The organism is Streptomyces europaeiscabiei (assembly GCF_036346855.1).
Lineage (GTDB): Bacteria > Actinomycetota > Actinomycetes > Streptomycetales > Streptomycetaceae > Streptomyces > Streptomyces europaeiscabiei.
Genome location: NZ_CP107841.1, coordinates 7,081,319 through 7,102,757 on the forward strand (window position 1 = coordinate 7,081,319; position 21,439 = coordinate 7,102,757).

16 protein-coding genes and 3 pseudogenes are annotated in these 21,439 nt (G+C 70.1%); 4 read left to right on the forward strand and 15 right to left on the reverse strand.

The window, feature by feature from the left end; translation table 11 throughout:
• Positions 1-64 precede the first annotated feature (64 nt).
• The 6 genes from OG858_RS31130 to OG858_RS31155 all read right to left on the reverse strand — a co-directional run bounded on the left by OG858_RS31130 (position 65) and on the right by OG858_RS31155 (position 6,265).
• Positions 65-1,531 (reverse strand): penicillin-binding transpeptidase domain-containing protein, encoded by a 1,467-nt coding sequence (locus OG858_RS31130; protein ID WP_319068829.1) that lies wholly within the window; start codon positions 1,529-1,531, stop codon positions 65-67.
• Positions 1,528-2,943 (reverse strand): FtsW/RodA/SpoVE family cell cycle protein, encoded by a 1,416-nt coding sequence (locus OG858_RS31135; RefSeq protein WP_319068830.1) that lies wholly within the window; start codon positions 2,941-2,943, stop codon positions 1,528-1,530. The genes OG858_RS31130 and OG858_RS31135 overlap by 4 nt, the downstream gene beginning before the upstream one ends.
• Before the next feature lie 43 nt (positions 2,944-2,986).
• Complete coding sequence (locus tag OG858_RS31140) at positions 2,987-3,346, reverse strand: SH3 domain-containing protein (RefSeq protein ID WP_319068832.1); 360 nt, start codon at positions 3,344-3,346, stop codon at positions 2,987-2,989.
• 167 nt (positions 3,347-3,513) lie between these two features.
• Positions 3,514-4,782 (reverse strand): HAMP domain-containing sensor histidine kinase, encoded by a 1,269-nt coding sequence (locus OG858_RS31145; RefSeq protein WP_319068833.1) that lies wholly within the window; start codon positions 4,780-4,782, stop codon positions 3,514-3,516.
• A complete protein-coding gene (locus tag OG858_RS31150) occupies positions 4,779-5,639 on the reverse strand; it encodes a hypothetical protein (protein WP_328544228.1) in 861 nt (286 codons plus the stop codon). Before OG858_RS31150 ends, OG858_RS31145 begins: the two co-directional genes overlap by 4 nt.
• A gap of 104 nt (positions 5,640-5,743) precedes the next feature.
• Positions 5,744-6,265, reverse strand: a complete 522-nt coding sequence (locus OG858_RS31155; protein WP_319068835.1) for a protein-tyrosine phosphatase family protein — start codon at positions 6,263-6,265, stop codon at positions 5,744-5,746.
• A gap of 163 nt (positions 6,266-6,428) precedes the next feature.
• Here OG858_RS31155 and OG858_RS31160 point away from each other — a divergent pair, with 163 nt between their 5' ends.
• Entirely contained in the window at positions 6,429-7,232 is an 804-nt protein-coding gene (locus tag OG858_RS31160; protein ID WP_327744959.1) for a nuclease-related domain-containing protein, read from the forward strand.
• A 4-nt stretch (positions 7,233-7,236) separates the two neighbouring features.
• Here OG858_RS31160 and ligD read toward each other — a convergent pair whose 3' ends face one another.
• From ligD to OG858_RS31175, 3 genes are all read right to left on the reverse strand, one after another.
• Positions 7,237-8,118, reverse strand: a complete 882-nt coding sequence (gene ligD / locus OG858_RS31165; protein WP_319068837.1) for a non-homologous end-joining DNA ligase — start codon at positions 8,116-8,118, stop codon at positions 7,237-7,239.
• Positions 8,119-8,394: 276 nt separating this feature from the next.
• The gene (locus tag OG858_RS31170; RefSeq protein WP_319068838.1) at positions 8,395-10,803 is read right to left on the reverse strand and encodes an excinuclease ABC subunit UvrA; all 2,409 of its coding nucleotides are present in this window, start codon (positions 10,801-10,803) and stop codon (positions 8,395-8,397) included.
• Between the two features lie 272 nt (positions 10,804-11,075).
• Positions 11,076-11,240 carry a hypothetical protein gene (locus OG858_RS31175; protein ID WP_327744960.1) on the reverse strand — a complete coding sequence of 55 codons (165 nt, stop codon included), beginning with the start codon at positions 11,238-11,240 and terminating at the stop codon, positions 11,076-11,078.
• A 329-nt stretch (positions 11,241-11,569) separates the two neighbouring features.
• Between OG858_RS31175 and OG858_RS31180 the strand changes: the two are divergent.
• Together OG858_RS31180 and OG858_RS48565 are read left to right on the forward strand one after the other, a co-directional pair.
• Positions 11,570-11,683: pseudogene (locus OG858_RS31180) on the forward strand (Ku protein); the annotation flags it as partial.
• A 243-nt stretch (positions 11,684-11,926) separates the two neighbouring features.
• A pseudogene (locus OG858_RS48565) lies at positions 11,927-12,649 on the forward strand (phosphatase PAP2 family protein); the annotation flags it as partial.
• Here the strand turns inward: OG858_RS48565 and OG858_RS31190 are convergent.
• The 6 genes from OG858_RS31190 to OG858_RS31215 all read right to left on the reverse strand — a co-directional run bounded on the left by OG858_RS31190 (position 12,608) and on the right by OG858_RS31215 (position 19,939).
• Positions 12,608-13,288 carry a response regulator transcription factor gene (locus tag OG858_RS31190; protein ID WP_328544227.1) on the reverse strand — a complete coding sequence of 227 codons (681 nt, stop codon included), beginning with the start codon at positions 13,286-13,288 and terminating at the stop codon, positions 12,608-12,610. The pseudogene OG858_RS48565 and the gene OG858_RS31190 sit on opposite strands and share 42 nt — an antisense overlap.
• Positions 13,289-13,295: 7 nt before the next feature.
• Entirely contained in the window at positions 13,296-14,735 is a 1,440-nt protein-coding gene (locus OG858_RS31195; RefSeq protein WP_408059499.1) for a sensor histidine kinase, read from the reverse strand.
• 217 nt (positions 14,736-14,952) lie between these two features.
• Positions 14,953-15,996 carry a non-homologous end joining protein Ku gene (gene ku, locus OG858_RS31200; RefSeq protein WP_328544226.1) on the reverse strand — a complete coding sequence of 348 codons (1,044 nt, stop codon included), beginning with the start codon at positions 15,994-15,996 and terminating at the stop codon, positions 14,953-14,955.
• 99 nt (positions 15,997-16,095) lie between these two features.
• Positions 16,096-16,605, reverse strand: coding sequence for a DUF6262 family protein (locus OG858_RS31205; protein WP_328544225.1), 510 nt, complete (start codon positions 16,603-16,605; stop codon positions 16,096-16,098).
• A gap of 20 nt (positions 16,606-16,625) precedes the next feature.
• Entirely contained in the window at positions 16,626-19,112 is a 2,487-nt protein-coding gene (locus OG858_RS31210) for a tyrosine-type recombinase/integrase (RefSeq protein WP_328544224.1), read from the reverse strand.
• Entirely contained in the window at positions 19,109-19,939 is an 831-nt protein-coding gene (locus OG858_RS31215) for a tyrosine-type recombinase/integrase (protein WP_328544223.1), read from the reverse strand. The genes OG858_RS31210 and OG858_RS31215 overlap by 4 nt, the downstream gene beginning before the upstream one ends.
• A gap of 464 nt (positions 19,940-20,403) precedes the next feature.
• On the opposite strand from OG858_RS31215, the pseudogene ku (OG858_RS31220) reads away from it, so the two are divergent.
• Positions 20,404-21,387: pseudogene (gene ku / locus OG858_RS31220) on the forward strand (non-homologous end joining protein Ku); the annotation flags it as partial.
• Positions 21,388-21,439: the final 52 nt, after the last annotated feature.

Here is a 21,439-nt window from a genome sequence, read left to right on the forward strand (position 1 = left end):
GCTGATGGGCATGGTGCGTACGGTGTGCGCCGGTGAGGGCCGGCCGAGCGATTCCCCGCGCCCCCTAGCGGGCGGCGGTCTTCAGCACCGCCCTCATCACCTCTCTCGCGATCGGTGCCGCGTCCCCGCCCCCGCTGATGTCCCCCCGTTCCGCCTCGGCGTCCTCCACCACCACCGCGACCGCCACCTGGGGTTCCATCGCGTCGTCGGACTGGGCCCAGCCGATGAACCAGGCGAAGGGCGTGCCCGAGTTGCCGATGCCGTGCTGGGCGGTGCCGGTCTTGCCGCCGACGGTGGCGTGGCGGAGGGCGGCGTTGGCGCCGGTGCCGTCCTCGACGACGCCCCGCATGAGGTCGCGCAGGCGCCGCGCGGTGGCCGGGTTCATGGCCTGGCGGAGGGTGCGGGTGCCCGAGACGGAGACCGTGCGGCCGCTCGCCGTGGTGGTCCGCTCGACGAGGTACGGCGACCGCACCGAACCCCCGTTGGCGACGGCCGCCGTGACCAGAGCCATCTGCAGGGGGGTGGCCCGGGTGTCGTACTGGCCGATGGAGGAGAGCGCGAGCTGGGCCCGGTCCATCTCGGTGTCGAAGCTGCTGGCGGCGACCCAGAAGGGGATCCGCAGGCCCGAGTTGTCGAAGCCGAAGGCGCGTGCCGTGTCCGTCATGGCGCCGAGGCCGACGTCCACGCCCAGTTTCGCGAAGACCGTGTTGCAGGACCACTCGAAGGCATAGCGCAGGGAGGCGTCCTCACAGCCCTCGACCTCGTTGGAGAGGGACGTCGTGGTGCCCGGCAGGGTGTACGGGGCGGGGGAGCGGGTGGGAGCGTCGACGTCCGTGACCACCCCGGCGTCCAGCGCCGCGGCGGCCGTCACCACCTTGAACGTCGAACCCGGCGGATAGGTCTGCCGCACCGCCCGGTTGAGCATCGGCCTGCTCGCGTCCCCGTTGAGCCGCGCCCAGGCCTCGGCCGTCTCGCGGCCGTTGCCGGAGAGCACTTCGGGGTCGTACGACGGGCGCGAGACCAGTGCCAGGACGCGCCCGGTGGCCGGTTCGAGCGCGGCGACCGCGCCCCGGCGGGCGCCGAGCCCCAGGTAGGCCGCCCGCTGGGCCGAATCCCGGAGGGTGGTGACGACCTCGCCGCCCGCGTTCTGGTCGCGGGTGATGTCGTTCCACAGGGGGAGGAAGGACAGCAACGGGTCGCTGCCGTCGAGGACGGAGTCCTGCGTGTCCTCCAGGAAGGTCGTCCCGTACTCCTGCGAGGCGAAGCCCGTGACCGGCGCGTACAACGGGCCGTCCCGGTACGTCCGTTCGTAGCGGAGCTGCTCCCCGGTGTCCTTCGAGCCGGTGACCGGGCGTCCCTCGACGACGATGTTCCCGCGCGGCTGGCCCCAACGGGCGATCGCCGGGCGGCGGTTGGCGGGATTGTCGTCGTAGACCCGGGACTGGAAGACCTGGACGCGGGTGGCGTTGACGAGGAGGGCGAGCAGCAGCAGGGCGCACAGGGCGGCGGCGCGGCGGATGTACTTGGTCATGCGCCCCGGACCTCCGGGCCGTCGAGCGGGCCTCGGGGCAGGCGCCCGTGGTCGTACTGCCTCCTGGCGGAGTCGCTCATCCGCATCAGCAGGGCCACGATGATCCAGTTGGTGACGACGGAGGAGCCGCCCTGGGCGAGGAAGGGCATCGCCATACCGGTGAGCGGGATGAGCCCGGTGACGCCGCCCGCGATGACGAAGACCTGGAGGGCGACGATCGAGGCGAGACCGGTGGCCAGGAGACGCCCGAAGGGGTCGCGCAGGGCGAGGCCGGTGCGGAAGCCGCGCTCGACCAGCAGGGCGTAGAGCAGGAAGATCGCGGCGAGGCCGGCGAGGCCCAGTTCCTCGCCCGCCGTGGCCAGGATGAAGTCCGACTTGGCGGCGAAGCCGATCAGGACGGAGTGGCCGAGGCCGAGGCCGGTGCCGAGCAGCCCGCCGGCGGCGAACGAGAAGAGGGACTGGGCGAGTTGGTTGGGGCCCCGGCCCGCCTCGATGGACGCGAAGGGGTGCAGCCAGTCCTCGACGCGGCTGTGCACATGCGGTTCGAGCCAGCCGACGGCCACCGCGCCCACGCACGCGAGCAGCAGCCCCACCGCGATCCAGCCGGTGCGGCCCGTGGCGACGTACAGCATGATCACGAAGAGGCCGAAGAACAGCAGCGAGGTGCCCAGATCGCGTTCCAGGACCAGGACGCCGACGCTCAGCAGCCAGATGGTGACGATCGGGCCGAGGACGCGCCCGGTGGGCAGTTGGAGGCGCTTGAACCGCCAGATCTGGCGCCCGGCGTACGCCAGCGCGTTGCGGTTCGCCGCGAGATAGCTGGCGAAGAACAGCGCGAGCAGCACCTTCGCGAACTCGCCCGGCTGGAGGGAGAACCCGGCGATCCGCACCCAGATCCGGGCCCCGTTGACCGGCGGGAACAGGATCGGCAGCGCCAGCAGGGCCAGCGCGGCCACCACCGAGACGTACGCGTACCGCTGCAGCACCCGGTGGTCGCGCAGCAGGGCCACGACCGTGATGAACAGCGCCACCCCGAGCGTCGACCAGTTCAGCTGCGCGGGCGCCGCCAGGTCGGCCGGGGTCTCCAGGTCGAGCCGGTGGATCAGCACCAGGCCAAGTCCGTTGAGGAGCACCGCGATCGGCAGCAGCAGCGGATCGGCGTACGGCGCCCGCAGACGCACCACCAGATGGGCCAGCAGCGCGAGCACGCCGAGTCCGGCGCCGTAGTCGAGGGCGCCGGGCGGGACGGTGCCGTTCTTCGCCAGGCCGACGGCGCAGTAGCCGTACACGGAGAGCAGGACGGCCACGACGGTGAGGGTGAGCTCGACGCCTCGGCGCCGGAGCAGGCGTACGGCGGGCGGGGACGGCTCAGGGGGATCCGCCGCCAGGGTCGTTCCGGCTTTGGTGGTCATGCCCGGAACTTACCCAAATGAGGTGCCTTGTGGGTCTTGTCGCTCAGGCGCACGAGCGTGGCGTTTTGAAGGCCTCGATGTAGCGGGCCGAGCCCCAGGCCCAGGTGCCGTCGACGAGCAGGTACCACTGCCGGTCGCCGTCGACGCTCTGGCCGTCGGCCCGGCAGAAGATCTTGACGATCTCGCCGTGGGGTGCGACCCGGATGACCGAGCCGCCGCGGGTCGGCGCGCTGCGCAGGAACAGACCGGTACGGGCAGTGACCTTGCCCCTGACGATCTGCTGGTTCTTTTGGGGGTCCTCCTGGCCGGTGTCGGCGGCGGAGGGAGTCGTTGCGGCGAACGCCAACAGGGCGCCACCGGCAGCGGCTATACCGAACCGCATGAGCAGAATCCGCAGGGACATCGATACTCCTCCACAAAAGGGGCGAGGCTGACTGTCTGCCACGTTAGGAGGAGGGCGGACGGGGCGCCTTCTGCGATGGGCCATCGGGGCGTTCCGCCCCTGAGGGCGCTGCCCTCGAAGGGGCGTGGGGCTGCGTCCGATGTGCGGCTCCGCCGCGTGGGTGGCGATCAGCCCCCACCGACCGGCAGCCGCAGAACGGCCGACGCACCCCCATCGGCGGCGTTCTCGAATTCCAGCCCCGCCCCCAGGACTTCCGCCTGCCCCACCGCGATGGTCAGCCCCAACCCATGCCCCTTGGCGGAGCCCTCCGTACGAAACCTCTGCGGCCCCTCAGCCACCAGATAGCCAGGGAACCCGTTCCCGTGATCCCGCACGGTCACCACCGCCCCCTCCACGGTCAACACCACCGGAGGCGCCCCATGCTTGTGCGCGTTGGCCACCAGGTTCCCCAACACCCGCTCCAGCCGCCGCCGATCCGTCTCCACACACGCGTCCTCCACCACCCGCACCTCCGTCTCGCCGCTCGTGTTCGCGGCCACCCGCTCGGCCAGCACCCCGAGCCGGATCACGTCCACGTCCAGCCGCTCGCTGCCCGCGTCCAGCCGTGAGATCTCCAGCAGATCCTCGGTCAGCGTCCGCAGCGCGGCGACCCGGTCCCGCACCAGCTCCGTCGGCCGCCCCGCCGGCAGCAGTTCGGCAGCCGCGTGCAGCCCGGTCAGCGGCGTACGCAGCTCGTGCGCGACATCCGCGGTGAACCGCTGCTCGCTGAGCAGCTTCCGCTGCAGCGTGGACGCCATGGTGTCGAGCGCGGCGGCCACCGCGGCCACCTCGTCGCGGTACCGCGCCGGGTCCGTCGTCCGGGGGTCGCGGACCCGCGCGTCCAGGTCGCCCGCGCTGATCCGCCGGGCCACCTGCGAGGTCGTACGCAGCCGCCGGGTCACCCCGGTGACGCCGAGCGCGCCCACGATCAGCGTCACCCCGATCGCCAGCGCCGAGGAGCCCAGGATGGCCCGGTCGAGGTTCTCGATCGTGGCCGCGCTCTGCGCGTAGTCGATCCGTACGGCGAGGGCGCGGCCGTCGGCGGGAGCGGCCGCCCACATCGCGGGGTACCCGCCGACGGCATCGACCATGGTGCCGCGCCGCCCGCTCACCGCCAGCTCGCGCAGCGACTTCGGCAGCCCCGGCACGTCGATCCCCGAGTCGGGCGGCAGCCGGTTCCCGGCCTCGTACGCCCGTACCGCCTCGTCGAGCCGCACCAGCGCCCGGGAGCGGGCGTCGCTGACGGTCCGGTCGGTGACGGAGACATGCACGAGGGCACCGAGCAGCGCGGCCAGCCCGCAGCACATGACCGTGATGAAGGCCAGCGCCTTCCAGGTGAGCGAGGAGGTCCAGCGGCGCAGGCCGAACCGTTTCCGCGCAGGCCTCACGGCGCTCACCCCGGGCTCGCCGACGAGGAGGCGGACGGCGAGGCGGACGGCGAGGCGGAGGGTGACCGTGACGGCTTCGCCGATCCGCCCACACGCAGGATCTCGTCGCGGGTGAGCAGCATCGCCCCCTGGTCCTCGTCCCAGGTCCACTGCGTGCGGTACTCGTAGCCGACGATCGCCGCGGGGGAGCGGATGATCACGGTACGGCCGGCCAGCTCGACCGCGAGCACCGCGTCGTCGCTGGCCAGCACCTGCACCAGCCGGTCCGCCCGGAGCGTGTACATCCGCACCGCCGTCTGGTTGCCGGGCAGCAGCCGGAAGCCGAGCACCATGTCGTCGCGCCCGTCACCGGTGAGATCGCGGTAGTAGGCCTTGAGGACGGGACACCTGGCGCGGTCCCCGTCTGTCCCGTCCGTTCCGTCCGTTCCGTCCGTCCCGTCCGTCCCGTCCGTCCCGTCCGTCCTGTCCGTCCCGTCCGTCCTGTCCGTCCCGTCCGTCCCGTCCGTTCCGTTTCCGCGGCAGTCGGCCATGCGCCCGGCCGTCCCGCCGTAGAGGGCCCCGGGCCCGGAGTACACCTCGGGGTGCGCGGCGATCTCGGCGCGCACGACCGCCAACGGGTCCACCTGGTGAATGTCCTCGCCGGGAGCCCTGACGCCCTCGACGACCTCCGTCTCGGCCTCGCCGTAGTCGTAGGCGGGGGAGGAGGCGGGCGGCTCCCCGGGCCACAGCCGCGTCGGGCCGCTCGCGGTGGGTGTCGCGCCCGCGCTCACCAGGCCCCCGGAGTCGCCGCACGCACCCAGCAGCAGGGCGGCGGCCACGGCGACCGAGGCACAGGCGGCCGCACGCGCGGGGCGGCTGGGGAACACGGGACTCCTGGGTGTGCGGGCATGCGGAAGGGGTGACTGTGGTCCCGTACACCCTATTCGTGCGGAAGTGCTTCCTTCGTGACGGCTCGGTCGTGCACCCCGCGCTACTGGGCCGGCTCCTCCAACTCCTCCAGGAACCGGACCGTCGCCAGCCCGGTGTGCAGATACTCCACGAACAGCTCGTTGTGCAGCGCCCACGGCGAACGGCGGGTGCGGATCAGCCGGATCGCCTCCTCGGCGGAGTGCCCGTCGCGGATCAGCGCCTGCGCCACGACCAGACCGGACCGGTTGTACCCGCTGTGGCAGCGGACGAGGACACGTTTGCCGTCCTCCAGAGCGTCGCACGCCGCCTGCGCCAGCCGCATCACACCCGCCAGCTGCGTACCGTCCAACGGACCGTCCGGGATCGGCCACACATGGTGCTCGACGCCGTCGTCCGGCCCGTACCCCGGTAGTCGCAGCAGGGTCAGCACCAGATCGAACTCGTCGTGCACCACCGCGAACTCGATCTCCCCGGTCCCGGTCCGCCCCGCGAACTCGTGCCCGCCCATCCACAGTCCGGGCACGATCTCGCTCCACGGTTCGCCCGGAGCCGGTACCTCGGGTTGCTTCCTGCCGGTCCGCAACGGCGCCTCCCCTGGGGCCTGTGTCGGAAGTGACGTCGTCCACCCGGCAGGCGCCACTTCCGACTCGGGCCCCGGCCCCTGACGACAGGTCGTCACCTCAAAGGTAGCCGGGTTCTTGCCGATGGAGCACCCCGCCTGTTCCCATGGTCCGGGGTGATGGTGCATGAGCGGACTGCGCGTCATACCGACCTGGCGGCACGGACAGGAGCGCCTGTACGTGTGCCGGACCGACGGGAGGAACATCGCCTGGTACGACCGTGAGGCGGGCCGGGTGAACCTTCTCAGCGAGGAACACAGAGAGGACGTGCTGGCCGTCCTCGGCCCCTTTGCCACCGGCCAGGTCACCGTGGGCCCGCCACCCGTGCCCACCCCCGCCGAACTGGCCCGGCTGAGCCTGCACCCGGACGACGACCTGGCCCCCAACCGCCCCGGCGAGGCCCTGCTGATCGCCCTCGACCGAGCCCCCGGCCCGCCACGCCGGCTGCGCCCCGACCCACGCCGTCGCGCCCTGGCCGCCGAGCAGACGGTCGGCGCCGCGCTGGACCGGCTGGAGGGCGCCGGCTGGCACACCCTGCACTCCGTGCCACTGCCCGGCGGCGACCGCATCCACCACCTGGTCATCGGTCCCGGGGGCCTGTTCTGCATCCGGTCCCTGCCCGCCCGCAGACAGCGCGTCGTCGTCACCGACCCCATGGTCGCGGTCGGCCGCCATGAGCCCCGCGCGCTGCTGCGCGGGCTGCGCGCCGAGGCGGACCGAGCCTCCTACGCCCTCACCGCCGAGGTCCACCCCGTCCTCGCCGTCGCCGAACCGTCCGGCCTCGCCCTCACCACGCCCCCGCGCGAGGTCCGCGTCCTGCGCGACACGGACCTCGTCGAACTCGCCCGCACGGGCGGGCTGCTCAAACCGGCGGACGTGGAGGGGCTGCACGCGATGGCCCGGGACCGGCGGACGTGGACCCGGGTGTAGGCCGTCACGGCAGGGCGTGCGCGGCCTCCGGGTCCAGGAGCGGCGCCAACAGGTCGCCGTGGTCCTGGAGGCGGGCCGCGATGTCCTGGGCCCGGAACACCAGGTGGCCGGGGGAGGCGCACTCCTCGACCTCGGTCCAGGTCACCGGGGCGGAGACGGTCGGCTCGGGGCGGGCGCGCAGGGTGTAGGGCGTGGCCGTGGTCTTGCGGGCGGCGTTCTGGCTCCAGTCGACGAAGACCTTGCCGGGGCGCAGACTGCGGGTCATCCGGTGGACGACCTGGCGGGGCAGCGCCTCCTCCGCCTCCACGGCCAGCTCCTTGGCGTACTCCGTCACCCGCTCCGAGGACGCCCCGCGCACCGTCGCCAGCAGATGCAGCCCCTTCGAACCGGACGTCTTCGCGTACGTCTCGATCCCGTCCGCCGCGAGCCGGTCCCGCAGCCAGCAGGCGACCTCGCAGCACTCCACGACCGTCGCGGGCGCCCCCGGGTCCAGGTCGAGGACCAGCCGGTCGGCCTCGTCGGAGGAGGCGACGGTCCACTGCGGCGTGTGGAACTCGGCGACCAGGTTCGACGCCCACATCAGGCTCGCCAGGTCCTGGACCAGCACCATCCGGGCCGGGCCCTCCATCCGCCGCACCTCGGCGGTGGTGACCCAGTCGGGCGTGCCCGGCGGCACGTTCTTGGTGAAGAAGACCTCGCCGCCCGGCCCGTCCGGATAACGGAGGAAGGAGACCGGGCGGTCACGCAGATGCGGCAGCAGGGCGTCCGAGGTCGTGGCGTAGTAGTGCAGCAACTCGCCCTTGGTGAAGCCAGTCGCCGGGTGGAGGACCTTCTCCAGGTTGGAGAGGGCGACCCTGTGGCCCTCCACCTCGGTGATCGGTGTCATGGGAGTCAGAATCCCATGATTCGGTGTGAAAGCGGGCGAATCGGATGATGGGCGGGCGCCTGCGGATGCGGTCGGGCGCTCGCGCATACGGTCGGGTGCCCGCCGATACGGCCGGCGCCACAGCTGGGTCAGGCGCCGGCCGCGTACGGTCGGGCGCCCACGTACGCGCTCAGGCACCCGCCGCGATCAGGCATCCCGTACCCCCCAGGCTCCCTGTACCCCCCAGGCTCCCTGTACCCCCCAGGCTCCCCGTACCCCCCAGGCTCCCCGTACGCCTCAGGCGCCCACGTACGCGGCCAGGTGCTCCCCCGTGACGGTCGAGCGGGCCGCGACGAGGTCGGCCGGGGTGCCCTCGAAGACGACCCGGCCGCCGTCGTGACCGGCCCCGGGGCCGAGGTCGACGATCCAGTCGGCGTGAGCCATGACCGCCTGGTGGTGCTCGATGACGATCACCGACTTGCCCGCGTCGACGAGCCGGTCGAGCAGCCCGAGCAGCTGCTCCACATCGGCGAGGTGGAGGCCGGTGGTCGGCTCGTCGAGGACGTAGACCCCGCCCTTGTCGCCCATGTGCGTGGCCAGCTTGAGCCGCTGCCGCTCGCCGCCGGAGAGCGTGGTGAGCGGCTGCCCGAGGGTGAGGTAGCCGAGCCCGACATCCGCCATCCGCTCGATGATCCGGTGGGCCGCCGGGGTCCGCGCCTCACCGTCGCCGAAGAACCCCTCGGCCTCGGTCACCGACATCGCGAGCACCTCGCTGATGTCCCGCCCGCCGAAGCGGTACTCCAGCACCGACGCCTCGAACCGCTTCCCCTCGCACTCCTCGCACGTGGTGGCGACGCTCTGCATGATGGCCAGGTCGGTGTAGATGACGCCGGCGCCGTTGCAGGTGGGGCAGGCGCCCTCGGAGTTGGCGCTGAAGAGCGCCGGCTTCACCCCGTTGGCCTTGGCGAAGGCCTTGCGGATCGGGTCGGCCAGCCCGGTGTAGGTCGCCGGGTTGCTGCGCCGGGAGCCGCGGATCGCGGTCTGGTCGATCGACACCACGCCCTCGGCCCCTGCTTGTCGGGCCATCGACCCGTGCACGAGCGAGCTCTTGCCGGAGCCTGCGACGCCGGTGATGACGGTGAGCACACCGAGCGGGATGTTCACGTCGACATCCTGGAGGTTGTTCGCCGCAGCGCCGCGGATCTCCAGCGCACCGGTGGGCCTGCGCACCGTCTCCTTCAGGGCGGCCCGGTCGCCGAGATGACGGCCGGTGACGGTGTCGCTCGCCCGCAGCCCCTCCAGCGTTCCCTCGAAGCAGACGGTGCCGCCCGCCGTACCGGCGCCGGGGCCGAGGTCCACCACATGGTCGGCGATCGCGATCGTCTCCGGCTTGTGCTCCACGACCAGCACGGTGTTGCCCTTGTCGCGCAGCCGCAGCAGCAGGTTGTTCATCCGCTCGATGTCATGGGGGTGCAGCCCGATGGTCGGCTCGTCGAAGACGTACGTGACGTCGGTGAGCGAGGAGCCGAGGTGACGGATCATCTTGGTCCGCTGCGCCTCGCCGCCGGAGAGCGTGCCCGAGGCCCGGTCGAGGGAGAGATAGCCGAGGCCGATCTCCACGAACGAGTCGAGGGTGTAGTGGAGCTTCGCGAGCAGCGGCGCCACCGACGCGTCCTCGATCCCGCGTGCCCATTCGGCCAGGTCACGGATCTCCATCGCGCAGGCGTCGGCGATGTTGACCTTGCCGATCCGCGAGGAACGGGCCAGGTCGCTGAGCCGGGTGCCGTCGCAGTCGGGGCACTCGGTGAAGGTGACCGCCCGGTCCACGAAGGCCCGGATGTGCGGCTGCATCGACTCGCGGTCCTTGGCGAGGAAGGACTTCTGCAGCTTCGGGATCAGCCCCTCGTAGGTGAGGTTGACGCCGTTGATCTTCACCTTGGTCGGCTCGCGGTAGAGGAAGTCGTGCCGCTCCTTCTTGGTGTACTGGCGGATCGGCTTCTCCTTGTCGAAGAAGCCCGACTCGGCGATGACCCGCACCACCCAGCCGTCCCCGGTGTAGGTGGGGATCGTGAACGGGTCCTCGGAGAGCGACTTGGAGTCGTCGAACAACTGGGTGAGGTCGATGTCGGAGACCTTGCCCCGGCCCTCGCAGTGGGTGCACATGCCGCCGGTGCGGCTGAAGGTCACCTTCTCGGTCTTGGTCTTGTCGGCACCCCGGTCGACCGTGAGCCCGCCGCTCGCCGAGACCGAGGCCACGTTGAAGGAGTACGCGCCGGGCGGGCCGATGTGCGGCTTGCCGAGCCGGCTGAAGAGGATGCGCAGCATCGCGTTGGCGTCGGTGGCGGTGCCGACGGTGGAGCGCGGGTCGGACCCCATCCGCTGCTGGTCGACGGTGATCGCGGTGGTCAGCCCGTCGAGCACGTCCACCTCGGGGCGTGCCAGGTTCGGCATGAAGCCCTGCAGGAAGGCGCTGTACGTCTCGTTGATCAGCCGCTGCGACTCCGCGGCGATCGTGTCGAACACCAGCGAGCTCTTCCCCGAGCCGGAGACCCCGGTGAACACCGTCAGCCGGCGCTTCGGGATCTCGATGCTGACATCCTTGAGATTGTTCTCCCGCGCCCCGTGCACACGGATCAGGTCATGGCTGTCGGCGGCGTGCGGCCCGGGAGACTGCGCCTGCGTCCCCGCCCTCGTGGCCTTGGTCATCGTTCCTCCATCTGTCGTGCGGAGCCGCGTCCCGCGGTCCCGCCGGCGTCGCCCGACTGGATCCGATCCGTTGGGAACAGTACGTCTGGTCGTGCGTCTTCCGTGGTGCTAGGGCGAAGGTCGGTGGTGCCGGCCGAAGGCCGCGCGTCCACTCGGCCGGTGGTGCGGGGCCCGGGGACGGGCGGGCGTGCCTTCGCTTCCGGGACTCGGACCCGGACCTGGCCTCCGGCCCTGCGGAGCCCTCCCCGGACCTCAGACCTCGTGGACGCGGATCAGGTTGCCTGCGGGATCACGGACGGCGCGTCGCGGACGCCGTACGGCTGCCTCGTCGGCTCCTGGACGATTCCGGCACCGCAGGCCGCCGGCCCGCGCGAAGGTGCCGTCGCGCGGCCGGCGGCGGTGAGGAGGACACGGGCGCAGGTGCCCTCGGCCGTCATCCCGACGACCGTGCGCCGCTCGCCGTCGTCGACGGCCGGGTCGACGAAGCCCGCGTCGATGGTGAGGGAGGCTCATGGCCTTCACGCTAGGCGTGCTCCACCCACCCGCGCTTCTCGAATCCTGACCGGTCCGGTGACGGGGTCCGCCGAACCGGTCAGGTGACGGGGTCCGGTGAGGGGGTCCACCGAGCGGGGCCGCGGGGCGGGGCCGCGGGGCGGGGCCGCGGGGGTCGGCCGCCGGGCGCCCGGCGGCCGACGGGCAGGCGTGATCGGTCCGCGTTACGGTGTGGACAAACCGGAATCAGGGGCCCGAAAGGTGCGTGCTGCCCGTGCGATCCATCTGGAACGGCGCCATCTCCTTCGGCCTGGTCAGCATCCCGATCAAGCTGGTGAACGCGACCGAGAGCCACTCCGTGTCCTTCCGCCAGGTCCACCTGGAGGACATGTCTTCTCTGGGGGTGTGAGGCGTTGTGCGGGCGGGAGCACGGCTACGTCGCAGGTCAACTGGGGTTCTCTGGGCGTGAGGAATTGCGACAGCTGTGGCAATGCGAGCGCCTCAGCGTTGAAGCGCAGCGCAGGGGCGTCCGTGACGCGGACGCATAGATGTCAACCCTGACGATCGTCCAAGTCCGATGTTGTCGTTCGGCTCGGGTTCTCGACCCTTCCCGCTTCTACGTTCGGGCCTCATGGAACGAGAACGACGAGAGAAGATCAGGGCCAGTCGACTGCTTGGTGCTTTGGGCGTCCTCGGTGTGGGGTCGGGAGCGGTCGTCTGGCTTTCCCCGGGTGGGCTCGGTGAGGCCGGTGCGGTCAAGGTCACTGGCGGCGCTTCGGCGTCCGCGTACCGTTCGGTGACCGGGACAGTGGCGGACTCACCGTCATGGCTGGGCCCCCTACTGGAAGCAGCCACCGAGGGCACTCTGGTGATCCTCGGAATGTTGCTGGTCTGGATGTGGTGGACGGCGATTCGTCGCAACGACCCCCGAGGAGTCGCCGGATCCGTGTTGATAGGCCTCGGAACCGTCGCGGCCTATGCAGTGAGCGAGGCGGTGAAGCTGGTGGTGGACGAGGAGCGGCCTTGCCGTGCGTTAGGGACAGGGGCCGACCTTGTCGCTGAATGCCCCGGAGTGGGGGACTGGTCGTTCCCGAGCAACCACGCCACCCTGTCAGCTGGGTTGGCGGTCGGTCTGGCCGTGCTGTGGCCCCGCCTCGCCGCGATCACTCTGCCGCTGGCTGGGGCCGCTGCGCTGCTGCGCGTGCTGGTGGGGGTCCACTACCCCCACGACGTGCTCGCCGGCGCGATTCTCGGCGGCACTGTGGTGGCGGCCGTGCTACTCGCCTTCATGCCACTTGCTCAGCGGGGGGCATCACGCCTGGGGCGGCTGCGCAGGAACGATCCCGGCCTCGTGGGCCACGACCGCGGCAGCAGCCCGGTTGTCGACGCCCAGCCTCGCCAGGATGGAACTCACATGGGCTTTGACCGTTCCCTCCACCACATGCAGCCGCCGGGCGATCTGCCCGTTGGACAGACCGCTCCCGAGGAAGGCCAGTACCTCGCGTTCCCGGGCCGTGAGGGCGGCGACCCGGTCGCGGGCGGCGGAGCGCCGACCGGCCAGGACGCCCGCACCCGTCGCGGCGAGGTGCGCGACGACCCGGGCCGCGACTTTCGGTGACAGGTAGGCGGCGCCTTCGGCCACCGCGCGGACTCCGATGATCAGTTCCTCGGGCTCGCCTGACTTGATCAGGAAGCCTGCTGCACCACCGCCGAGTGCCTGAAGGATGTAGTCGTCCTCACCGAAGGTCGTCAGCATGATGACGCTCGTTGTCGGCACTGCTCTGCGGATTTCCGCCGCAGCGTCGATGCCGTTGATCCCTGGCATGCGGATGTCGAGTACGGCCACCGCGGGGCGGTGGCGCCGAGCCTGGTCCACGGCGTCGTGCCCGTCGACGGCCTCGGCGACGACTTCGATGTCCGGATCCGTGGCAAGAACGGCGCGAACCCCTGCGCGGATCATCGGTTCGTCGTCGGCGATCAGCACCCGGATCATCGAGCACTCACGGGGTGAGCGAGTCCAGGGACACCAGGGTGTCCTCCCGGAAGCAGAGCCGGTAGGCGTCGCCGGACCGGTCGTCGAACCTGTCGGCCGTCATCGCGTAGTACTCGCACGTTATGCCGTCTCCTATCGGCTCGGCAGTCAGCGGTCGGTAGTTCGTCTGCCGGTCCGGCAGACGACGCTCAACCTCGGAACGATCTTGCCCCACGTGCAGACGGGCGTAGTCGCCCGGGTCCAGGACCGACTGTGACGTCGACACCATCTCCCAGCCCACCAGCGCTCCGCTCAGCAACGCTCCCGTTACCAGGGGCGCCATGACCGCGGCGACCAGGGCCCGACCGACGCGGCGCCGAGCGCGGCGATGTTCCTGCGGCAACTCGCGATCGCGAGAGGCTGCGGGCGCGAGCGGCGGTGCCGGGGACGAGGGCGTGTGAGGGATCTGCGCGTCGACTGCGTAGCCGCCGTTGCGCGGGCCGTGGTCGAACGAACCGCCGGCCAACCGCACACGTTCTTCGATGCCGATGAGGCCTCGCCCTCCGCTCCGGGGGCGAGGCTGCGGGCTGGTTGCGGATGATGGCGGCCCGTTCTCCACCACGACCTTCGTTTCCGTTGCCGTATGCGCCACGTGGACAGTCGCTGCCGCGCCTGACGCGTGCTTGGCAACGTTGGTCAGCGCTTCCTGCACGATGCGGTGAACTGCCCGTTCGACCACCGGCGGAAGGTTGTCTGCCGTGCCATCGATGCGCAACTCCACTGCGAGCCCAGCCGCGGAAGCCTCGGAGGTCAGCCCCGTGAGGCTGGACCCGCCCGGGTCCCTCGGAATGTCGTCGGTCTCCTCACGCAGGACACCGATCACCTCGCCGAGACGCTCCACCGCGGTTGCGGCTCTGGCCCGGATGTCACCTGCGGCCCTTCGATGGTGTTCTTCAAGGCCCGGCGCGAGTTTGAGTGCCCCGGCAGACAGGGCGATCAGGCTGAGATCATGGCCGAGCACGTCATGCATGTCCTGAGCGATACGCGCCCGCTCGCGCAGTCGGGCTTGATCAGCGATCAGTTGCTGCTCGCGTTGCAATTGCTCGGCATGCTCCCACCCGGCCCGGACAACCAGTTGATACTGGCACCAGAACCGGCCTGCGAACCAGGGCAGCATCGTTGCGACGACCACCACTGTCACAAACCGGCCGGCCAGGGGGAGCCAAGCGGGCACGACGGACAGCGCCACCACGCCGGTCGCGAGAATCGCGACCAGGGCGAGCGCTGTCGGCGCGGTCCTTCCAGGCCGTCGTCCTGTCAAGAACGCTGCGATGGCAGCCGGGACAGCCCACCACGGGTTCACCATGCTCACACCGGCAGCCACCACGGCAGCCGCTGTCAGAGTAGTCCTCGGATCAAGAGCCCGCCGCACAGCAGCGGTCCCGGTCGCAGTCTCGCCGCTGATCATCGTGCTGTTCACGGAGGCGACGGTACGGACACCGGGAGCCGTCCGACACTGCCGAAAGCCCAATACGCGCCGGTGACCGGGGAACACCGTGCGCTTGCGACGTTCCCACTATGTGTGGATATCTAGCTCGACGGTCGAAGTGGACACGCGGTTCCGGCGGATGCGGGCGGGATTCCACCCGCCCGTTCTGGTCTTGCTCTTCGGTGGCTCGCCGACCTCAGGAGGCTCGTTTTCCGCGTTGGCCGCTCTTGCCGGTGAGGGCCTTGATCAGCTCCTCTCGGGTCATCGAGGAACGACCGGGGATGTCGGCTTCGGAAGCGCGCTGGTAGAGCTCAGCCTTGGTCAGGCCTTCCAGCTCTGAGGCATGAGGCTTGGCCGCCTTCTTCTCCGGACGGGCCTGGCGTTTCTCAGCCGCCTGCTTCAACGTCGCCGGAGAGCGGACCCCTGCGGCTTCTTCTGTTGTCTCTGCGCCGTTCTTCCGGGCGCTTCTGGCCCGCTCGACGCTGGCTTCCAGCGCGCCCATGAGGTCGATGACGTTGGTGGAGCGTGGTGGCGGCTCGCCCTTCTCCACTGTCTGGCCCGTGCGCTTCGCCTCCACGAGCTGGAGCATCTTCTCCTGGTAGGTGTCGTGGTACTCCTCCGGATTCCAGTCGATGCTAAGCGCCTCGACCAGCTGCACCGCTGTCTGCAACTCCTTGTCGGCGACCTGCGTCTCCTCCGGGAGACTCCCGATCTCCCGATGGGGGTCGCGGACCTCGTCCGCCCAGTGCATGGTGTGCATCGCCAGGACGTCGCCCTCGGCCTTCACGGCGACCAGATACTCACGGTTGCGCATGACGACGGTGGCGATACCGACCTTGTTCGCCTGGGCCAGGGCGCGGTGGAGCAGGGCGTAGACCTTGGCGTACTCCTTGCCCTTGGGCGCAAGGTAGTAGGTCTTGTCGAAGAACACCGGCTCGACCTGGTCCAGGTCGACGAACCCGGTGATCTCCAGCGACTTGGACTGGCCAGGAGCGATCTCGTCCAGCTCGCCGGGTTCGACGACCACGTATTCGTCCCCCATGTCGAAGCCCTTGACAATCTCCTCCATGGGGACTTCCTCGCCGGTGCGCTCGTTGACTCGCTTGTTGCGTACTCGGTCGGACGTTCCGCGTTGGAGCTGGTTGAAGCGGATCGTGTGGCTTTCCGTCGCCGTGAACAGCTGCACCGGCAGGGCGACGAGCCCGAATGAGAGAGCACCGCTCCAGACCGCTCTGGCCATTGCCTTCCCACCTCCTGTTTTCCCATGTCACCCCCGTCGGCCGTTGATCGCATCCCGGCATACGCCACCCGGACGGTTCGTTCGGAGGGAGAAGCGCGGTCAGCGGTGGGCTTGGTTGAGGGATCGGGTCAGCTCTCGGTTGGCGGCACGTGCGGCCTGTAGTTCCTCGGTGCGGTCTTCGAGTTGGCCTTGGAGTTCCACAGCCCGCTGTTCGAGGGTGGTGATCTGCCGCTGGAAGTGGTCGATGTCGGTGGGCGCTCCGAGGCCGGAGTCGCGCCAGGCCTGTTCACCGAGCTGTTGGGAGAGCCGGTTCTCCAGTTGCCGGACGCGGGCGGTGAGCCGGGCGTTGCGTTCCAGGGCGTTCGCCAGGTCCGCTTGCAGGGAGGCCCTGCTGACCTGGGTGTGTCCTTCGCCGGACTGCGGCGCCGTTGCCGCGGTGTGGATGAGTTGCAGCAGGTCGCGGTGGCGGTAGAGAAAGGAGCGGTCGACTCCGGCGGTTCGGGCGATACCGGAGGCGGTGATCTCGTCACCCGCCTTGATGGCGGCGCTGATGGCTTTCTCGACTCGCTGCCGTCGGCGTGCTGCGTCTGCCCGCTTCCCTTCGGACATGGCGTGATTGCTCTTGCTGGTCACAGTGGCCTTTCTGGTCGCAGATCGGGGAGAGGCTGGCGGACCCGAGGCATCCCCAGCAGCAGGCTTTGGCGACCGCGGCGGACCACGGATACGGCCTCCTCGACTTCGGTGCGCTGGCTTGCGTCGAGGTCGTCCATGCCGTCCTTCACTCGCTTGATGAGGCGCCTCACACGGCTGATTTCCTCGTCCGACGGCATCGCCTCGGCCTTGGCCCAGTCGTCCGCGTCCAGCGCAGCGGCGATCCGCTCCCGATTGCGCAGCAGGTCGGCGAGGTAAGCCTTCAGGTCGGGCAAGTAGGAGACGTCCGTACGGAAATGACCGCAGCCGACACAACGGAACCTGACGGGACAGTCGTGTCCACCCGCTGCCACGTTCGACGGCTCAGTACAGACGCCGTAAGGAACGGCAACCTCGCCGACGGCCCGGCGGGCGTGCTCGGAATCGAGCAGGGACTTCGCCTGCCGCCAGATACGCTTGCCGTGCCGGTCGAACTGCATCTCGGTGACCCGGTCGACGGCCTCGCGCCGCCGCTCTTCGGTGACCCGGTAGTAGGCCTGAGTGGTGTCCAGGCTCCGGTGATCCATCAAGGCCCTGAGGACGTCGACGGCGACCCCCGCGTCCGCGTGTCGCTGGCAGTAGGTGTGCCGGTACGCGTAAAGGAAGATCTTGGACTTGTCGAAAGGCATCATCCTGGTGACCTGTTGACCGTCCACCTCGACCCGAGTGGGGACCAGGAACTCGGGCAGGGACCGGATCCACCCGCGGTGGCGGCCGGAGAGCCATCCCGGCGCGATGGGCTTCCGGCCGTGGGGATTGGCCACCCGCGTGGGCAGCAACATCAACTGGTCGGTCGGTGTACTCGGGAAGTCTGCGCGGACCAGTTCCTGCTGTCTGGTGATCACTCCTGCCGTGGCCTGGGAGATCGGCAGACGGCGTCCGTGGCGGTTGGCCTTGTAGTTGTCGTAGATCAGCACGTGCTGCCCGTCGGAGTCCTGCTTGAGGCAGTCCCAGCGCAGCTGACAGATCTCCTGAGGACGCCGTCCGGTGTCGATCAGCAATTCGACCGCCACTCGGTTCTCGTTGCCGTTCCGGGCCTGGCCGACCAGCGAAGGCAACTGATCGCAGATCTGCCGCATGACCTCGGCCGGGAGGTCCTTGCCGGCTTCGGTGTCCTCCGGGTCGTCGGGAATGTCCTCCGGGAGGATGGCGAAGTCATCCGGCAGCCCGTGCAGGGGCTGACCTGGCCGGGGCAGTCCCAGTGACCGCATCCGGGCGAGATGGGTACGGACGTAGCGAACGACCCTGACCCGTCTGTGCGCCGAGATGTCCCCGCTGTGGTGCAGGAAGGACAGACGGTTGGTGAACGCGGTGATGTCCCGACGACTGAGCGTGCGAATGTCGTCGCCGTGATCTTCGCGCTGAAGCCTCAGGCTCTCGGACAGGAGGGCGAACGCGCTGAGGATGTCCTGGATGCTGCTTATGACACTGCCACGCCGCTGAGGCAGGGAAAAGAACGCCCATTCCTTGGCGGCGGCCCGCAGCCAGGGCTGGTGGATCGCAGTGAAGTCAAGGCGCCCGGTGTGTCCGAACGCGGCACCGCTCCACACGTCCTTGGCCCGCTCGCCCTCCGGCGTCAAGCCGAACCGGCTCACGAGTGTGACCAGGCTGCCGCAGAGACCCCGCGTGCCCCGGGACACATGAGCCGGGTCCACCGCGCTCAGTGACGGTAGCTCAAGTTCGCGGAGCCGGTTGGTCAGATTGCGGAGCAGGAACTGCGTGGTGTGGAGTCCCTCGCGTGTTCGGGCCTGGACACCGTAGAGGATTTCCGCCACTACACGATCCGGCAGTCCGCGCAGACTGACCTCGTTGTTCGCGGAGACGGGTGCTGTTGTGCGCCGCCATCGCTCCTCGTCGTTCTCGCTCAGCCCTCGGGCGACCGCGTTTCTCCAGCGCTCCCGGTGGGTGTGACAGTACGGCGATACGCCGTCCCTGGACCGGTGGCAGGCGGCGACCTCGCAGGGGCCGAACGCGGGCAGCGCGACCACATCGTCGAGGGAGAGGAACTCCTCCAGCGTCACATCCCGACGCTTGAGTTGCGCGAGATGAGTCGAGCACAACGGCCGCCGCCAGGACGAGAACGGCCGCTGGCATCCGGACACCGAGCAGTCCTCGACCCCGACCTGCCGCCAGTTGCCGCGGTCCATCTCGGCGAACTCCTCCAGCGGGAGCTTGCCTGCCTGCCTCCACCGCAGTCGGCAGCCGGAACACAACTGCCTGGCGACACTGGTCTGCACGCAGCCCTTCACTCGGCACAGCGGCGTGCCCAGCAGCGGGTGATCCGCGGGGAAGAACAGCACTCCGGTCTCCGGAGACCAGCCGAAGAGGGCCAGGAACTCCGGATCGACCGCAGCCCACAAGGCCGCGGCACCGTCCTCTTCCACCTCCTGCCCGAGGGGCTGGGTGCGGACCACGCTGAGCGTCATCGGCCTGACTCCTCGCCCAGGTCCCTCGGCGAGGGAACACGGCTGATCGCCTCGCGCAGCCGGGACTGCGCGGGGTGCAGGTAAGGACGAGCCGAGTCCGGGTGCTTATGGCCCAGGAGAGACTGGATCTCGTCCAACGAGCCGCCGGAGTCCGCGATATTGCTGGCGAAAGCGTGCCGCATCATGTGCGGGGTGACCTTGCGGTCCAGCCCGGCACGACGGGCCAGTGTCTCCACGGTCTCGCCGATCGCATCCGGCGTGATCGGCGATCCCAAGGGCTCACGGAAGAGGTTCACCAGCAGGAAATCACTGCCCGCCGACCCGAGCCGTTCGTGCCGCTCCAAGACGTACTGGTCGAACGCCTGCACCACCAGGAAGTCCACGGGCAGTGCCACCGGACGCCGGGACTTCGACCAGGCGTTGTTCTGGTTCTGCCGCCGTACGACATGCAGGTGAGCGCCTTCCAGGCGGCATCCCAGGGCGGCCGAGTCCACGAGCAGATGAGCGTCACCGCGACGAAGGCCCGCCGCCTGCCCGCGGCGAAGCCCCACTCGGGCCAGCAGCAGGATCAGCAACCTGTCGCGCGCCGAGCGACAGGCACGGAACATTGCCACGATCTCCGCATCGCTGGCCCGGTCCACGGCCCTCTCCGTCTCCGGCAGCCGGTGCTGAGCCTGGAGCCGGTAGCGGAGCCTGCCGTCTTCCGACTGTGCCTGAAGGGGGAGGTCCGAGCTGTCTCCGAGCTGGTAGAGCTGCTCCAGCACCCAGCCCGGGACTTCCCGCTCCGTCACCGCGTGAGCCAGGAAGCCGCGAACCGCTGTGAGCACGCCATTGATCCGGCGTGCATCCCGGGCGGGCCTCCCGCCGGGCCCTGGTACGACCGTCGCCTGCCCCTCTTCCCCAGCCGGCTGCCATTTCAGCCAGAGGATGAAGGAGCTCAAATCGCGGGCGGCTGTACGCCAGTCTCGCCCCGTCGCCGTACACCAGCGGAGAAACAGCCCGATCGCCCCGGCGTACGCCTTCGTCGTCGACTCCGCGCGGTCCTTGCTCAACCTGAGACCCCGTAGGTACCGGTCGGCTTCGATCACCACCTGCATCTCGGCGTCGACCACTGTCCAGTACGCAGCACCGGACGGCATCCGGACCGGAAATGCACGCACCCGTTGATCCCTTCACTCCACGGACAGACCGCAACGGTCCACCACGGAGCAACACCCCCGGAGAACCATCGCAGCACCCTCAACGACGAAGCGCACTGCGACGTCACGCAACGCGTCGGGAACCCCCGTAGAACGGCGGCCGCATCCGTTACCGCAAGGTCTGCGAGCTGGAGGACCGTGAGGTGACGCAGGGGGAGATCGGCAAGGCGTACGAGGACGCGGACGGCACGATGATCCCGATCACGGACGAGGACCTCGCGGCGCTGCCCATCCCGACCGCCAAGACCATCGAGATCGAGGGCTTCGTACCGGCCGAGAGCATCGACCCGCTGCAGGTGGACGCCGCGTACTACCTCGCGGCGAACGGCGTCCCCGCCGCCAAGCCGTACACCCTCCTCCGCGAGGCGCTCAAGCGCAGCGGGAAGGTCGCCATCTGCAAGTTCGCGCTGCGTGGGCGCGAGCGGCTGGGCATGCTGCGGGTCGTGGACGACGTCCTCGCCATGCACGGGCTGCTGTGGCCGGACGAGATCCGTACGACGGACGGGGTCGCCCCCGACGCGAGCGTCACCGTCCGCGACAAGGAACTGGACCTCGCGGACGCCCTCATGGACACTCTCGGCGAGGTCGACCTCGACTCCCTCCACGACGACTACCGCGAGGCCGTCGAGGAACTCATCGCCGCGAAGGCCTCCGGCGAGGAGCCGGCCGCCGCCCCCGCCCCGGCCCCGGGCGGCAAGGTCCTGGACCTCATGGCCGCGCTCGAGAAGAGCGTCCGCGACGCCAAGGAGTCCCGGGGCGAGGACGTCGCCGACATCACCCCTCTCCCGTCCCGCCCCACCCCCAAACAGCCCCCGGGCAAGAAATCGACCACCCCGGCCAGGAAGACGGCCGCCTCCCCGAAGAAGTCGACGGCGCAGTCGACTCAGCCGGCGAAGAAGACAGCGGCGAAGAAGGCAACGGCCAAGAGGACGACGGCGACGAAGACCACGGCGACGAAGACCACGGCGACGAAGTCCGCAGCAGCAAAGTCCACAGCGACGAAGACCACGGCAGCGAAGACCACCGCGAAGAAGACCCCGGCGAAGAAGGCGACATCCCGCAAACGCTCAGCCTGACCACACCCGAACGCTCAGCCTGACCAACCCCCGCTTCGTCGCACAGCGCCCG

What these genes read in the sequence shown, in the direction of transcription:
- OG858_RS31140 (WP_319068832.1), bottom strand. Translation starts at nt 3,346, where the DNA reads ATGTCCCTGCGGATTCTGCTCATGCGGTTCGGTATAGCCGCTGCCGGT.
- OG858_RS31190 (WP_328544227.1), bottom strand. Translation starts at nt 13,288, where the DNA reads ATGATCCGGGTGCTGATCGCCGACGACGAACCGATGATCCGCGCAGGG.
- ku (WP_328544226.1), bottom strand. Translation starts at nt 15,996, where the DNA reads ATGGCCAGAGCGGTCTGGAGCGGTGCTCTCTCATTCGGGCTCGTCGCC.
- OG858_RS31130 (WP_319068829.1), bottom strand. Translation starts at nt 1,531, where the DNA reads ATGACCAAGTACATCCGCCGCGCCGCCGCCCTGTGCGCCCTGCTGCTG.
- OG858_RS31210 (WP_328544224.1), bottom strand. Translation starts at nt 19,112, where the DNA reads ATGACGCTCAGCGTGGTCCGCACCCAGCCCCTCGGGCAGGAGGTGGAA.
- OG858_RS31175 (WP_327744960.1), bottom strand. Translation starts at nt 11,240, where the DNA reads ATGACGGCCGAGGGCACCTGCGCCCGTGTCCTCCTCACCGCCGCCGGC.
- ligD (WP_319068837.1), bottom strand. Translation starts at nt 8,118, where the DNA reads ATGACACCGATCACCGAGGTGGAGGGCCACAGGGTCGCCCTCTCCAAC.
- OG858_RS31195 (WP_408059499.1), bottom strand. Translation starts at nt 14,735, where the DNA reads ATGATCAGCGGCGAGACTGCGACCGGGACCGCTGCTGTGCGGCGGGCT.
- OG858_RS31205 (WP_328544225.1), bottom strand. Translation starts at nt 16,605, where the DNA reads ATGTCCGAAGGGAAGCGGGCAGACGCAGCACGCCGACGGCAGCGAGTC.
- OG858_RS31135 (WP_319068830.1), bottom strand. Translation starts at nt 2,943, where the DNA reads ATGACCACCAAAGCCGGAACGACCCTGGCGGCGGATCCCCCTGAGCCG.
- OG858_RS31160 (WP_327744959.1), top strand. Translation starts at nt 6,429, where the DNA reads ATGAGCGGACTGCGCGTCATACCGACCTGGCGGCACGGACAGGAGCGC.
- OG858_RS31170 (WP_319068838.1), bottom strand. Translation starts at nt 10,803, where the DNA reads ATGACCAAGGCCACGAGGGCGGGGACGCAGGCGCAGTCTCCCGGGCCG.